We start from the raw sequence: 15020 nt of genomic DNA, 5'->3' as shown, positions 1-15020 counted from the left end.
CTACACCGTCCTTTCAAATTGTAGATTAGCAAGCTTATTGTACAAAGAAAGGCTTGTCCTTGACTTTTCCGACAGGGCATCTGTATAGTTTTTCTTAGTACTACATTTAGTTTGTGAAGCATAATCACAAATAGCCATCACTTTATCTCTACTCATATCCAGTGGCGATATTCTTTCTAATTTTATTAAGGCACCCGCAACATCATCAACACCTCTTTCATAGATAATCTCTAAAACTTCTAGAAATGTTTTTGCATCTTTGCTATAATATTTATTGAATATGTTTTGTATTTTGGTGTCCTCTTGAAGCAGTGCTGTGCTTTTATGTAGGGCACCTGGTTTTTTATATAGAGTTTTAAGATAATGTTTAAGCTGAATATTCCAGCTGTGATTAAGATAGTTTCTTTTATGAACTGCAACAATGTTATTTTCATGATAAATAACAATTTTATCTGTATATACTTTAACTAGCAGCATTTTCCCAACCAGGAAATCAGGTACTGAATAATGATTTTGACTTATTATAATAGTTGAATATTTGTCTACTCTATATTCCAGGGCAATACAACTTTCAAATATAGGCAAGTGTGGGTTTAAATGCACTTTTTCCTGATGAAATACTTCTAATGGAACTGTATCATTAGAAATAGGTTTACTATTTATCTGCATACAGCATTCTAATAGATGCTTGTTAGCATCTGAAATAGAGTCAAAACATTCCTTAATTTTAAATGCCTTTCTTCTTACAAATTCAACGCTTCTCTCTACGTGACCTTTTTCATTTCCAGCAGCAATGTTGCAAAATCGAAAATTGAATCCATAATATATAGAGAGTCCCATAAGAGCTTTTGTTGGTTCTTTTTCATAGGGCCCGACAAACTTTCTAACTGCAACTTTCATATTGTCATACACCATACTTCTAAACGAACCCTGACAGTGTTCAAAAAAATCAGCATGTGCCTGTTGAAATGCTGCAGTATCCTGTGATTTAAACAACATTGCAAAGCGATAGTTGCTTTTAGCAGCAGTAAATACTGCCATCTGATATTTTTTAAAGCCTTCTTCACCTATATTAAGTTTAACTTCTCCCCAGTCAAATTCACACACATCACCATAATCATATTCCTGGCGAATAAAGGCTTCTTTGTGTCTTTCACATATCTCTTTTACAAGACGTTTTACAGTGGCATAACTTATATTAAAACCTTTTTTTAACAATTCTTCATGTATATCAAGTTTCTTGAGAGTTTGTTTTTGTCTTCCTTCTGCACGTTTTTTACGGTTGAGTTCTAAAAGAGCTTCAATTTCCTCCATCATTTCAGGTGTTACTTTAGTAGGCCTGCGTCCATCAGAATTATATTTAGGTTTCTCTACAATTGCTTGAATAAGCTCTGAAGGGTCCATTTCTGGATTAGTTTGTAGTAATTCTGACTTTTGATTCTGGTATTCTTTAATGTACTTGTTGACGGTATCCTTGCTAATATGTAACTCCCTTGCAATGGCTCTATTGCTCATTCCTTCAATGTGTTTTAAAATAATTTTCTGTTTCTGTAACAATTCAATCACTTCCCACTATCCTCCTATTAGCATATTGCTAATAGGATATCATAATTTCTTTGTGAAGTGACCTAGTTTTCAATGAGCACTTGACCTAATATTAGATTAGCATAAACATTTGAACTGTTTGGGGTACGAATTTTCAAAAGGATTTAGATTTTTGAAATTTTTTGCTGATGCAATTAGTTCAATTAGAACTCATCTACTTTGTATATTTTCTTTGCCTTATCTGTATATAAAACGCCATCTAGATGATCTATTTCATGACAAAAAGCCCTGGCAAATAGTCCTTCTGCATTGTATCTAACCTCATTCCCATTTATATCTTCACCTGATACAATTACTTTTTTAGGTCTAACTACAATGCCCTCATGACCATTATAACTTAGGCAGCCTTCTGGACCTTCATTTCTACCCATTTTTTTTACTATTTTAGGGTTTATTAAGATTACAGGATTGGTATTTTCTTTTCTCAAATCAATAAATATTATTCTCTTAAGAATACCTATCTGTGGAGCAGATAATCCAACTCCAGAACTAGCATATAAAGTATCCTTCAAATCTTGTACAATACCTAAAGTTTCTTCATCTATATTTTTGACTTTTCTGCTGACTTTTCTGAGTAATTTATCACCAAACTTCAATATTTCTTTTACGGCCAAATGTATTACCTCCTCTAAGTAAGTATATTTAAATTATACAGTTATTTGATTAAACAATCAATAAAGGAAACTTTTGGATGATATGTAAAGTAAGGTATTCCTATCTTGACATACGGTGTTATTAAATATAAAATTTACTTTTGTACTTGTATATTTATTGTAAAAACTATAGACTTCTATAGTATATGGGAGGGAAGAGATATGGCTATAAGTGTTATGAATATGGAAAATGAAAAAGAACATTTAGAAGAAACCTTGAATTGGATAGATATTCAGATTAAAAACGTAAATTCGGAAGATGAAAAGTTAAAAATAATTATAGATGGACTTAGAAAGCAATCTAGAGGCAAATATAATGAAGAATTAGAAACAAAAGAAAAGCTATATAATATAACTCATAAGAATCTTGAAAAATATATGGAAAGTAAGAATAAGCCTTATTTTGGAAGAGTGGATTTTAGAGAATACAAGGGAGAAGAAGAGACTTTCTATATAGGAAAATTTGGACTTGGAGATATGGAAAAAGGCGATGAAAAGGTAATTGACTGGAGGGCTCCTCTAGCAGATCTTTATTATAGTGGAGTTTCAGGAGAAACTTTTTATAGATCTCCTCAAGGTATAATAAATGGAGAACTTAATTTAAAGAGAAAATTCTTGATTGAAGATGGAAAATTAAAAGATGCTTTTGATGAAGGAATAAATGAAATAATACTCCAGTCTGCAGATGAAAATGAAAATGTCCTAGTAGATGAATTTTTGAAAATAAATTTGGAACAAAGTGCAAATAGCAAACTTAAGGATGTAGTTGCTACCATACAAAAGGAGCAAAACAATATAATAAGAACTGAAAAAAATATTTCACTTGTAGTTCAAGGATCTGCAGGTTCTGGAAAAACTACAGTAGCACTTCATAGGCTTGCCTACCTACTTTATAGATATAAAGGTAAAATCCAAGGGGAAGATATTGTAGTTGTAGCCCCTAATAAATTGTTTTTAAATTATATTTCAGATGTACTTCCAAATTTAGGCATAGAAAAAGTCAAACAGGTAACCTTTGAAAAAATGTGCTGCCAGATGTTGAATTTAAAAAGCAAAGTATATACCAAAGATAAAAAGCTGTCTAGCATAATAGAAAATGAAAAATATAGTAGTGTAGAAAATACACTTGAATCCAGTCGTGTTAGGGGAAGCATTTTATATAAAAATTTAATTGATAGGTATATAGAATATATAGAAGAAAGAGATGTAAATATTGATGATATAAAGATAGATAATTATATCCTATTTAATAAAGAAGAAATATGTAGATTGTATTCAAGTGATATGAAACATCTGCCTATAAATAATAGGAAGCATGAGATAAAGAGGTATTTTCTGCTGAAGATAGATGATAAGATAAATAAAATAATGGACAAAATAGATTTTTATTATGAGTATATGATTGCAAGGCTGAAGAAAAGCATGGAAGATGGTCCAGATAGGAGAAAGACACTCACAAGTGTATATAATGAAAGAGATAAAAAGAAGAAAGATACTAAAAATAGGGCAATACAGGCTTTTGAATGTTATTTTAATAGATGGAGTGAGATTGATACAGAAAACCTCTATGAAGAGTTTTTAAATGACAAAGAAGTATTTGACAAGATTATAAAGGAAAATATTTCGAAGAACATATGGAATAATATAAGACAGGAAGTAAAGGAAAATAGAGAAAAAAAAGTAATAGATAGTGATGATTTGGCTCCTCTTTGCTACTTGAAATTTAAAATAGAAGGAGTTTCTAAAAAGTTTAAGTATAAGCACATTGTAGTGGATGAGGCGCAGGATTATAGTGCTTTTCAGATGACCATTTTAAAAGAAATTAGTATAAATGATTCCATGACTATAGTCGGAGATTTAGGACAGGGTATATACTATTATAAGGGAATAACTAGTTGGAAAGGTTTAATAGAAGATGTATTTGATTCTAATGCAAAATATACTCAACTTGAACACAGTTATCGTTCTACAATGGAAATAATAAAATTTGCAAATAAAGTTCTTAAGCTTCAGAAAAACAATTTAAAGCCTGCAGTACCAGTGCTTAGACATGGCAAAGTACCACAAGTAATAGAATTTAAAAACAATAGAGAATTTGGTGATGCTTTAGATAGGATTGTAGAGGAAGTTTACAGTGCAGGTAAGAAAAGCATAGCTGTTATAGGTAAAACTTATGATCAGTGTAAGAAAATCAGAGAGTATTTAAAAAAGTACAGTTCTTATAGTTGGAGTCTAATAAGGGAAAATGACAATAATTTAAGTTTTGAAAACATAATAATCCCATCTTATATGACAAAAGGATTGGAATTTGACTGTAGTGTAATTTACAATTGCAGTGAAGAAAATTATGGTGAAAATGAACTTGATAGAAAGATATTATATGTAGTTCTTACAAGGGCACTTCATATGGAATATATATTTTATTCAGGTAAAAAATCTAAACTTATTGAAAACATTTAGTTATGAGTTTAATTTTGTAAACATAATAGCATGTATAAGATATAATTAAAAAATAATTATTATTACCAAATATTTAGTTTTACATTTCTAAAATTATGTGATAGAATATCAATAGTTAGATAAAATATAAATGTATTCATATTAAAAAAATAGGATGGTGAATAACTATGGAAAATGTAAAATTAAAAGAAAATATTTATTGGATTGGTGTAAAAGATCCTGAATTAAAAATCTTTGACATAATAATGAATACTAAAGAAGGAAGTACTTATAATTCTTATTTAATTGATGATGAAAAAGTAGCAGTAATAGATACTGTAAAGGATAAAGATGTTTTTTTTGAAAAATATATATCAAATATAAAAGGTATAATAGGTAAAAGAAATATTGACTATATAATAGTACAGCATACAGAACTTGATCATAGTGGATCACTTGCAAAACTCATTGACTTATATCCTGAAGCTGTTGTAGTAGGTACTAAAGCAGCATTGATGTATTTAAAGGATATAACAAATAAAGAATTTAAGAGCATGGAAGCTCCAAATGAATTGAGTCTTGGAAAGACTAATTTGCAATTTATAAAGTCACCAAATTTACACTGGCCTGATACGATGTTTACTTATATACAAAATAGAAAAGTATTATTTACCTGTGATTTTCTAGGATGTCACTATTGCCCTAAAGGTTCAATTACTGATAATTCAGCTGATTATGATCATGAGATGAAATATTATTTTGATGTAATAATGGGACCATTTAAAAAATTTGTACTTATGGGACTTGATAAAATTAAGAATTTAGATTTTGATATGGTAGGTCCAAGTCATGGACCTGTTCATATAGATGATATAAAGAAATCTATTGAATCCTATAGAAAGTGGGCTCTTACAGAATCTAAAGAAAAAAATGTTCAAATATTTTATATATCAGCTTATGGAAATACAGAAAAAGTTGCCAGATATATAGAAAATGTAATTAATTCAAGAGGAATAAAGGCAGAAGCACATGAAATAACTTCTATTCCTATGGAAGAGGCTATTTCTCTCATTGAAGGAGCTTCAGGTATATTAGTGGGATCACCTACTATAAACCAGGATGCAGTGAAACCTGCATGGGATATGCTCTCACTTGTATGTGCTATAACAAATAGAGGAAAGGCAGCTGGTGCATTTGGTTCTTATGGATGGAGCGGTGAAGGTGTACCTATGCTAACAGAAAGATTAAAGTCATTGAAATTTAAGGTAGCTAGTGGCTTTAGATTCAAATTTGTACCTAATGAGGAAAAGTTAAAAGAAGCAGATGAGTTTATAAATGAATTTTTAAATTTACTCTAAAATAAGGAAGGGCATATGTCCCTTTCTTATTTTAAATGCTGAAAAGTCCAGGAAAGCAAATCTATACATAAATTAGAAGTTTTGTCGTCCTGATCCAATCTAGGATTTAACTCTACCATATCCATGGATTTTACAAGTCCGGTTTCCATTAAATATTTTAATATATATTTAACTTCTGTAACGTTTATGCCTTTTTTAACTGGGGTACCTGTCCCAGGGACTAATTGAGGATTTAAAACGTCTATATCGAAACTTAAGTGAAGAGATTGTATTTTATTTTTTTTTAATTTTAAATAAATTTTAGCCATTATATTTTTTATACCCATCACATGAATGTCCTTAGTGGAGTATACACTTATATCTTGCTCTTTTAAAAGATTCTGCTCACCTTTATCTAAAGATCTAGCACCTAGTATAAATACATTTTCTGGCTTTACTTTAGGACCTTTATAATAGAGATTAGAAAGTTTATCATACCCAAATCCCATAGCAGCTGAAAGGGGCATTCCATGTACATTGCCTGAAGGGGAAGTCTTATCTGTATTTATATCCCCATGGGCATCTAGCCATATAACTGCAATATTTCCATTATATTTGCTTGTACCTGAAAGACTTCCAAGACCTATAGAATGATCACCACCTATGGTCAAAGGAAAACTATGGGCACATAGTGAACTGTAAACTTGATGAGCTAAATTCTTATTTGCATCTAGTATTGGTTTTAAATACTTCATATGAGAATTAAATGTATATTTTTCATCTTCAGGTATATTTAAAACATGGATATCTCCAGCATCATAAGTTGTATGGCCACTTTTATTTAAAATATCTATTATATTTTTTTGTCTCAACTTTTTAGGACCGTATTCTGTGCCTTTTCTATCAGAACCAAAAAAGATAGGTACACCTATTACACTAACGTCCATTTAAGCTACCTCCCTAATTTAACTTTTGGTAAAATGCAAATTTAAGTTCAATGTTATTTTTAGAATTTATTTTAAGTATTATTCTATTTTAATTTTACATATATGGTTGAAATATCTATACCTTAAAATTCAAATGAATGTAATGATTTTAAGTTTATTGAGAAGAATAAATTTGAAAAGAAAAAAATAGAAAGAAAAAATAAAATTCAGCTAAAATAAATTAACTAAATTTATTTTCCTTTTGGTATTGTAGAATTAGCCTGTCCAATTTTTCACTGCACTTTACAACAATTTCATCCGTAAGACTACTAGTTTTCATTAATAGATATAAAGTTTCCTTTAGATTGTTTATTTCAACATCTAAAATTCTCAAATTATCATTCATTATCATTCCTCCACAAGAAACTTTGTACTCTTATATTTTACCAGATAATAAGAAAATAACCATATCTTTTATTAGTCACCAATTTGCAGTATATTACAAAAATAAACATAACTTCTGTAGATAAGGTGTGGATTATTCTGTGGAGAAAATGTGGAAAAAAGAAAAAAATGTCTGCATATACTGATATGAATCACAATGGATAAATTTTACAAATAAAAATAATGTCTAAAAGTTTTTAGCATATTTATAAACTTACTATCTTAACTATTATAAAATAGTTGACAATATGGAGTAATTTGTGGAAAATAAAATTGAACAAATGTATCAATGAATCTTACTTAGTGGGAGTATGTTTCTCCCACTAAGTTTAGATGAATTATCTAGGGGCGTAGCTACTGTTAGCTCTCACTTTGATAGAAGAGGGAGTGTTACAGTAGGTAGCCATCAGATAAATTATAAAGTTAGGAGCTGCAGCTATAAAATGGACAAATTAACTGAAAGAATAAATTTTCTTTATAAAAAGAGTAAAACTTCACAACTTACAGAAGATGAAAAAGAGGAACAGAGAAGACTTAGAGAGAAATATATAAACAATATAAAGAAAAATTTAAAAGCTCAACTTGGAGCTATACAACCAAAATCTAATGAAGATGAACTCAATTAAGAGGTGAGAAAATGCCAGTAACAGTAGTAGATATTATAAATGATTTAAATTTGGAAGTTATAAATAGAGGAGAAAATGTAAATGAAATAAAGGAAAGTGATATAAATAGACCTGGACTTCAATTTAGTGGGTTTTATAATTATTACGCTAATGAGAGAGTCCAGATAGTAGGTAAGGCGGAATGGAGCTTTTTAGATGCTATGCAGCCTGAACTTAGAAAAAAAAGGCTTGGGAAATATTTTGAATTTGACAATCCATGTACCATAATAACTAGAAATTTAGTACCTCATAAGGAGTTCTTAGAGAGTGCTATCTTAAACAAAAGGTGGATATTAAGAACTGATAGTATATCTACAAGGTTTATAAATAAGGTTATGAATTATTTAGATGATAAATTAGCACCTGAAACAAGGATACATGGCGTGCTTGTAGATGTTTATGGTATTGGAATACTTATAACTGGAGAAAGTGGTATAGGAAAAAGTGAGACTGCGCTTGAACTTATAAAAAGGGGGCACCGTTTAGTAGCAGATGATGCAGTAGATATAAAGCAAATAGATGGGGTACTTCATGGAACATCGCCATATATTACTTCAGGAATGATAGAAGTTAGAGGAATGGGGATAATTGATATACCTGCCCTTTATGGATTGAGTTCTGTACTTAAGGCAAAGGATATTAACATGATAATATATCTGGAGCAGTGGAAAGAAGATGAAAATTATGATAGACTTGGAATAGACAAGGAGTATTTAAATATATTAAATGTACCTGTAAGAAAATTGAAAATTCCAATTAGACCAGGAAGAAACCTGGCAGTCATAATAGAGGCCGCTGCAGCAAATTACAGATACAGTCTTATATCAAATGTAACTCCTGTAGATGTAATAAGTGAAAGAATAAATGAGGTGGCGAGGAAGAAGAATGGATAAGAGTATTATAAGAAAGAAAATGAAAGAAGAGAGAAATAAATTATCTAATTTACAAAAAGAAAAATTGGACAACAGTGTACTTCAAAAGGTTATAGAAAGTGAAGAATATAATAAGGCTAACATCATATTTATATTTGTAAGTTATGGAAGTGAAGTGGACACTCATAGAATTATAAAAAAGGCACTTGAGCAAGGAAAAAATATTTGTGTTCCTAAAGTTATATCCAAAGAGGATGGAATGGTTGCAGTTAGAATACATGATTTTAATGAATTAAAAAGTGGGGCATATGGTATATTGGAACCAGAAGATACAAAATTTAAAGTAGAAGAAGCCTCTATAGATTTATGTTATATTCCAGGAGTAGCCTTTGATAAAAGAGGTGGGAGAGTTGGATATGGAGGAGGATATTACGATAGGTTTTTTAAAAAGCTTAGAGAGAACTCCAAAAAAATTGCCCTTGCATATAGGTTTCAGGTACTAGATGAAGTCCCCATGGAAAAACATGATATGTTTATAGATGGTATCATTTCTGATTAAAATATTTACAATTTTATTATATTATCTATTTAAAATATTCATAGATAGATATTAAAAGTATTGTGTCCTTTATATTGTTGAGGGGATTTATGCACAATACTTTTTTTATTTTGTTTAACTTTGCTGCTATAGTATTTTTATACTATAGTTTTTGTCATAAAATTACATCTACCAAGCAATGAATTATTTCTAATTAAAATTAACACACTAATAAGAATGAACTTATTTTTATGTTTACATTGGTGGTGGTTTTATGAAAATACTTGATATAGATAATGGTTTTCAAGAAGTTACGGAAGAAATTGATTTTATAAGCAGCCATTATTGGATATTACTTCATGCAGATGAAATTGAAAAGTTAAAGGATTTTGTAGACATAGATAGAGATAGTATAGAGGAATGTAAAAGTTTTTCACAAGTATCAAAAATAAACTTTTTCAATGGGTACCTCTTTATAATACTTAATGTACTCAATTATGTAGAAGAAATAGTAATTCCTAGAGAATTGAATGTATTTTTAAGTAGAAATTATATAATAACTGTATACAAAGATAAAATTGATATATTAGATGATTTAATACAAGATATATATGACTCTAAAAATTGTTTTGTACTAAAGGACAATCCAAAGGCATCTATATTACTTTACTATATTTTAGACAGAATAGTTATAAAAAATTATGACATAATATCAGCACTAGAGGTTAAAGCAGATAAAATTGAAATAGATGTTTTAAAAAATCCCAAACATGATCAGATAGATAGTTTGATAACCTTGAGAAGACAGGTTTATAAAATAAGAAAATATTTAAATCCACTTATATACATAGGAGATAGCTTGGTTATGAATGACAATCTGGTAATAGAAAAAGACATCTTAGAATACTTTAGCAATTTAAATAGAAAAATAGAAAAACTTATGTTTTCTGTTGAAAGCTTAGTTCAAGATCTGGCTTTAGTAAGAGAGGCCTTTGAATCTGAAACTGCAAATAAAACAAATGAAGTTATGAAAGTTTTTACCGTAATAGCTAGTATATTTTTACCATTAGATCTTATAAGTAGTATCTATGGTATGAATCTAAAAGGAATACCATTTATGGAGATAGAAAATGGATGCCATTATGTAGTAATAATTATGTTTCTTGTGGCAGTCATTCTTATATGTATATTTAAGAGGAAAAAGTGGTTTTAATATAGATATACAAGGTTGACTACTCACTGATTAGTTACTAACTTTCACAGTTTAAAAACTTTGTGAAGCAAAGCTTCGCAAGTTAAGAATTAATAATGAAGAATTAATAATGAAAGATGATTTTTAGCTGTCGCAAAAAATCTTTAAATTTATATAAATCAGCAATGTTTCGCTTTAGCGAAACGAGTGATGAAAAGCTTAATCAAAGATTTTTTGTAGTGTAACGGAAGTACACATTAACTATTAATTCTTCATTCTTAACTATTAATTAAAATTTTATATGTGCTAAAGTTGAATTAATTAGTGTGTCAGCTCTTTTAATGGATGATTTTTTACACTAATACTTCAGAAAATCTGAAATATAAATATTAATATATTGGTGTATTTTGTGATAGAATATAATTGTTAATAAAGTGAGGTATAACATTTATTTGCTAATACAATAACATTAATATAGAAGAGGAGAGATAAAATGTCAAAAAGTTTAACTAAGGAATATAAATATGCATGGGACAAATATTCAAAAAAAGATTTTAAAATACTCTTTAAAATTTCAGATGAGTACGAAAAATTTATGTCTAAATGCAAGACAGAGAGAGAATGTGTAAAAGAATTTATATTGAGAGCTGAAAAAAACGGATATAAAAATATAGAGGATATAATGAATGCAAAATCTACTTTAAAAGCAGGAGATAAGGTTTATGCTAATAATAAGAATAAAAATTTAGCTCTTTTTGTAATAGGTACGGAGAATATGGGAAAAGGGATGAGGATACTTGGAGCTCATATAGACTCTCCACGGCTTGATTTAAAGCAAAATCCTCTTTATGAGGATGCTGATCTTGCATTGTTTGACACCCATTATTATGGAGGTATAAAGAAGTATCAGTGGGTTACCCTTCCACTTGCCATTCATGGTGTAGTTATAAAAAAAGATGGAACTAAGGTAGAAATAGTAATAGGAGAAGAGGATGGAGATCCTGTAGTTGGAGTATCTGACTTACTTGTACATCTTGCAGGAGACCAGATGGATAAGAAAGGAAATAAAGTTGTAGAAGGAGAAGATTTAAATGTTCTAATTGGAAGTATTCCAATAGAGGATAAAGAAGCTAAAAATAGAGTAAAAAAGAACATATTGAGAATTTTAAACGACAAATATGGAATAGAAGAAGAGGATTTTGTATCTGCAGAATTAGAAGTAGTTCCAGCAGGGCCTGCCAGAGATTTTGGACTTGACAGTAGTATGGTTATGGCTTATGGCCATGATGATAAAATATGTGCCTATACTTCTTTTGATGCTATGATGAAAATAGAAAATCCAAGCAAGACCTGTGTTACTCTTTTAGTAGATAAAGAAGAAATAGGAAGTGTAGGAGCTACAGGAATGCAATCAAGGTTTTTTGAAAATACAGTAGCCGAAGTAATGTCACTATGCGAAGAATACAGCGATTTAAAACTTAGAAGGGCTTTAACAAATTCGAAAATGCTGTCTTCTGATGTAAGCGCTGCCTTTGATCCAAATTATCCTTCTGTAATGGATAAAAATAATGCAGCATATTTTGGAAAGGGAGTAGTATTTAACAAATATACTGGTGCAAGAGGAAAATCAGGTTGTAATGATGCAAACCCAGAATATATAGCTGAAATAAGAAATATAATGGATAAAAACGATGTATCCTGGCAAACAGCAGAACTTGGCAAGGTAGACCAGGGCGGTGGTGGAACTATAGCTTATATACTGGCGGAGTACAATATGCAAGTTATAGATTGTGGAATAGCACTTCACAATATGCATGCACCTTGGGAAGTAGCAAGTAAAGCAGACATATATGAAGCTGTAAAAGGATACGTTGCATTTCTAAAAGAAATATAAGAAATAATTTGTGGAGACTTTAACTTAATTAAAGCCTCTGCAGATTATTTTTAAAACTATAAACTTTTAAGTTTGCTTAAAAAATCATTTATTTGATTTTCATCTAAATAAACTTCACCTATAGTATGACCGTGCTTTAAACTTTTTTTGTTTGTAGAATGGAAATCAGATCCTGCAGTTATGATTTTTTTATACTTTTTAGCATACTTTATGAATTTCTCTGTATCACAAACTTTATTAGCAGGATAAATAGCTTCTATACCATGAAATGGAAGCTTGATTAAATCTTCTATATTTATATCTTTTACAAGTACAGGGTGGGCAAGTACAACCATAGCACTTAAAGACGTAAGCATTTTTATTCCTTCTATTGTAGAAAGTTTTTTGTTTGGAACGTAGGCAGGACTGGAATCTCCTATAAAATTTGAAAATATGTAATCAAAACTGTAATTATAACCTGCATTTATTATGGCTTTTGCTATATGGGGTCTTGCTACAACTCCATTAGCTATCTTTAATATGTTTTCAAAATCAAGTTTTATATTGAAAAATTTATATAAATTATTTACTATTTTTTTTGCTCTGTTTATTCTGTATAAGTTCATTTCTTTTAAAAAGTCTTTGAATTTTGGAGATATATGAGAGATATCTTTAAAATACCCCAGTATGTGAACGCTTCTATTTTCATACAAGGTAGATAATTCTATTCCAGGAATAACTTTGATACCTATTTTTTCTCCTTCTTTTAAAGATTCATCTATACCAGATAAGGTGTCATGGTCTGTTATTGCAATAATATCAACACCTTCTCGTTTTGCCATACATACTAGTTTTGACGGAAATAAGTTACCATCCGAAGCATTAGTATGTAAGTGAAAATCTCCTTTTTTATACAATAAAATCACCTGCTTTTAAAATTAACTTATATTTATTATACTACTTTAATCATGCAAAGTTTCAAAAAGCTTTAAATTTAAGGCTTTTTACAGTATAATAGAGAAAAATTTTCATTTATAAAAGTTTCTAGATACCCTATAATATAGTATATTTTCATTTAATTTTATAGAGTAATAATTTTTATATGGAGCAAACTGATAGTGTAATACAAAACAAATAATTTAAAAATGAGGAGGGGAACAATTATGGCAAACAGTAGAGGAAACAGAGTCTTAGTTCCACAAGCTAAAGAGGCTTTAGATAAATTTAAAATGGAATCAGCTAGAGAAGTAGGAGTAGATTTAAAGGAAGGCTATAATGGAGATCTTACATCTAGAGAAGCAGGTTCCGTAGGTGGAAACATGGTTAAAAAGATGGTTCAGGCCTATGAACAGGGCTTAAAATAAGATATTGAATATAGGTAAAAGCCAGATGATAGTTTCATCTGGCTTTTGCACTATTTGATTCCAGATATTTTACCTCTAAGTGCTTTTATACGGCCATTTACATAGCTTAAAAGTTCTGACTTATTGTCTTTTATATTCACTGGTGCATTAATAACTATAGTCAAAATGTCCAGTTTACTGTATTTTATCTGATTTGCAATTTCATAAGCCAAATATTTATTTTTTATTTTCCAGTATGTAGTGTTAAATTCATTTGACTGTCTTTGATTATAATATCCTTTTTCTATACCAAATTGAAATAGATCTGCAGCAGATTCTAACTCATCTAAATCTTTGGCTTGTAAAGTTTCATCAATAAGAGTTTGAAATGTTTTCATTGTTACACTCCTTTTTAGTAATTTATAAGTATTTACTATACAGACAATATTACTTATACCTTTTTTCTTAAATTTTGTCAATATTCATTTTGAATTTAGTTTTATCTAAAAATAAAATAGTTATAACTTCTATTTAAAAAATTTTTTATTTTTAAATATTTTTTATGTTTTAGGTAAAAATATAAGTGAATAAATATTTTATTGAAAAAGGAGTGACTTCCATGGGTGATACAAATAAACAACCTGAAAGATCTACATTGGGAGGTTATATATTAAGATTTGTTTTAACAGTAGTTGTATTGGCAATAACTTCATTTTTAACACCTGGTTTCAAAATATCAGGATTATGGTCATATGTAGCTGCAGCAGTTGTAATAAGTTTAATAGATTATTTAGTAGAAAGATTTATGAATGTAGATGCTTCTCCTTTTGGAAAGGGAGTAAAAGGTTTTGTAATTGCAGCTGTAATATTATATTTAACTCAATTTTTAGTTCCATATATGAGAGTTACCATAGTAGGAGCTATTTTGGCAGCAGTAGTTATTGGAATATTAGATGCCGTAATTCCAGGAAGGGTTATGTAAAAATATTTCCTACAGATCCAATAAGTGAATAATTTTTTATTTTCTTTACGCCGCCGGTATTATTCCGGCGGCGTTTTAAATTAGTAGTAGTTTACTAATTCAAATTTTGTTATAATAATATGTATAGAAGCAGCACAATCAGTAAGTTATA

The 15020-nt window shown here is 29.4% G+C and carries 15 protein-coding genes; 9 read left to right on the top strand and 6 right to left on the bottom strand.

The annotated features are described in order from the left end of the window. Together istA and def are read right to left on the bottom strand one after the other, a co-directional pair. Window positions 1-1566: an IS21 family transposase gene (istA, locus tag B5S50_RS00895; protein WP_217302852.1), complete on the bottom strand. Its 1566-nt coding sequence runs from the start codon at window positions 1564-1566 to the stop codon at window positions 1-3. A gap of 182 nt (window positions 1567-1748) precedes the next feature. Then, entirely contained in the window at window positions 1749-2219 is a 471-nt protein-coding gene (gene def / locus B5S50_RS00890) for a peptide deformylase (protein ID WP_065079246.1), read from the bottom strand. Window positions 2220-2420: 201 nt separating this feature from the next. Here def and helD point away from each other — a divergent pair, with 201 nt between their 5' ends. Continuing rightward, window positions 2421-4718 carry an RNA polymerase recycling motor HelD gene (helD, locus tag B5S50_RS00885; RefSeq protein ID WP_217302851.1) on the top strand — a complete coding sequence of 766 codons (2298 nt, stop codon included), beginning with the start codon at window positions 2421-2423 and terminating at the stop codon, window positions 4716-4718. Window positions 4719-4885: 167 nt separating this feature from the next. Next, window positions 4886-6055: an FprA family A-type flavoprotein gene (locus B5S50_RS00880; protein WP_217302850.1), complete on the top strand. Its 1170-nt coding sequence runs from the start codon at window positions 4886-4888 to the stop codon at window positions 6053-6055. A 26-nt stretch (window positions 6056-6081) separates the two neighbouring features. Here B5S50_RS00880 and rocF read toward each other — a convergent pair whose 3' ends face one another. Then, entirely contained in the window at window positions 6082-6981 is a 900-nt protein-coding gene (gene rocF, locus B5S50_RS00875) for an arginase (protein WP_217302849.1), read from the bottom strand. A gap of 220 nt (window positions 6982-7201) precedes the next feature. Next, window positions 7202-7366 carry an aspartyl-phosphate phosphatase Spo0E family protein gene (locus B5S50_RS00870; protein WP_023161755.1) on the bottom strand — a complete coding sequence of 55 codons (165 nt, stop codon included), beginning with the start codon at window positions 7364-7366 and terminating at the stop codon, window positions 7202-7204. A 349-nt stretch (window positions 7367-7715) separates the two neighbouring features. Between B5S50_RS00870 and B5S50_RS21375 the strand changes: the two genes are divergently transcribed. From B5S50_RS21375 to B5S50_RS00845, 5 genes are all read left to right on the top strand, one after another. After that, on the top strand, window positions 7716-8030 hold the full coding sequence (locus B5S50_RS21375) for a DUF896 domain-containing protein (protein WP_242872158.1): 315 nt from the start codon (window positions 7716-7718) through the stop codon (window positions 8028-8030). Between the two features lie 11 nt (window positions 8031-8041). Then, complete coding sequence (gene hprK, locus B5S50_RS00860; RefSeq protein WP_217302848.1) at window positions 8042-8962, top strand: HPr(Ser) kinase/phosphatase; 921 nt, start codon at window positions 8042-8044, stop codon at window positions 8960-8962. After that, the gene (locus tag B5S50_RS00855) at window positions 8955-9500 is read left to right on the top strand and encodes a 5-formyltetrahydrofolate cyclo-ligase (protein ID WP_217302847.1); all 546 of its coding nucleotides are present in this window, start codon (window positions 8955-8957) and stop codon (window positions 9498-9500) included. Before hprK ends, B5S50_RS00855 begins: the two co-directional genes overlap by 8 nt. Window positions 9501-9753: 253 nt before the next feature. Next, the gene (locus B5S50_RS00850; protein WP_065079240.1) at window positions 9754-10692 is read left to right on the top strand and encodes a magnesium transporter CorA family protein; all 939 of its coding nucleotides are present in this window, start codon (window positions 9754-9756) and stop codon (window positions 10690-10692) included. A gap of 472 nt (window positions 10693-11164) precedes the next feature. Next, the gene (locus tag B5S50_RS00845) at window positions 11165-12565 is read left to right on the top strand and encodes an aminopeptidase (RefSeq protein ID WP_217302846.1); all 1401 of its coding nucleotides are present in this window, start codon (window positions 11165-11167) and stop codon (window positions 12563-12565) included. A 56-nt stretch (window positions 12566-12621) separates the two neighbouring features. Here the strand turns inward: B5S50_RS00845 and B5S50_RS00840 are convergent, their stop codons facing one another. Then, window positions 12622-13461, bottom strand: coding sequence for a PHP domain-containing protein (locus B5S50_RS00840; RefSeq protein WP_065079238.1), 840 nt, complete (start codon window positions 13459-13461; stop codon window positions 12622-12624). Window positions 13462-13707: 246 nt separating this feature from the next. Here B5S50_RS00840 and B5S50_RS00835 point away from each other — a divergent pair, with 246 nt between their 5' ends. Beyond that, complete coding sequence (locus B5S50_RS00835) at window positions 13708-13908, top strand: alpha/beta-type small acid-soluble spore protein (protein ID WP_013238836.1); 201 nt, start codon at window positions 13708-13710, stop codon at window positions 13906-13908. 50 nt (window positions 13909-13958) lie between these two features. Here the strand turns inward: B5S50_RS00835 and B5S50_RS00830 are convergent, their stop codons facing one another. Further along, window positions 13959-14285 (bottom strand): hypothetical protein, encoded by a 327-nt coding sequence (locus B5S50_RS00830; RefSeq protein WP_023161741.1) that lies wholly within the window; start codon window positions 14283-14285, stop codon window positions 13959-13961. Window positions 14286-14506: 221 nt separating this feature from the next. On the opposite strand from B5S50_RS00830, the gene B5S50_RS00825 reads away from it, so the two are divergent. Beyond that, window positions 14507-14869 (top strand): phage holin family protein, encoded by a 363-nt coding sequence (locus tag B5S50_RS00825; protein WP_023161740.1) that lies wholly within the window; start codon window positions 14507-14509, stop codon window positions 14867-14869. The last annotated feature ends 151 nt before the right edge of the window (window positions 14870-15020 follow it).

Source organism: Clostridium sp. 001, assembly GCF_019056555.1.
Classification (GTDB): domain Bacteria; phylum Bacillota; class Clostridia; order Clostridiales; family Clostridiaceae; genus Clostridium_B; species Clostridium_B ragsdalei.
This window is presented reverse-complemented; position numbering and strand designations above follow the sequence as displayed.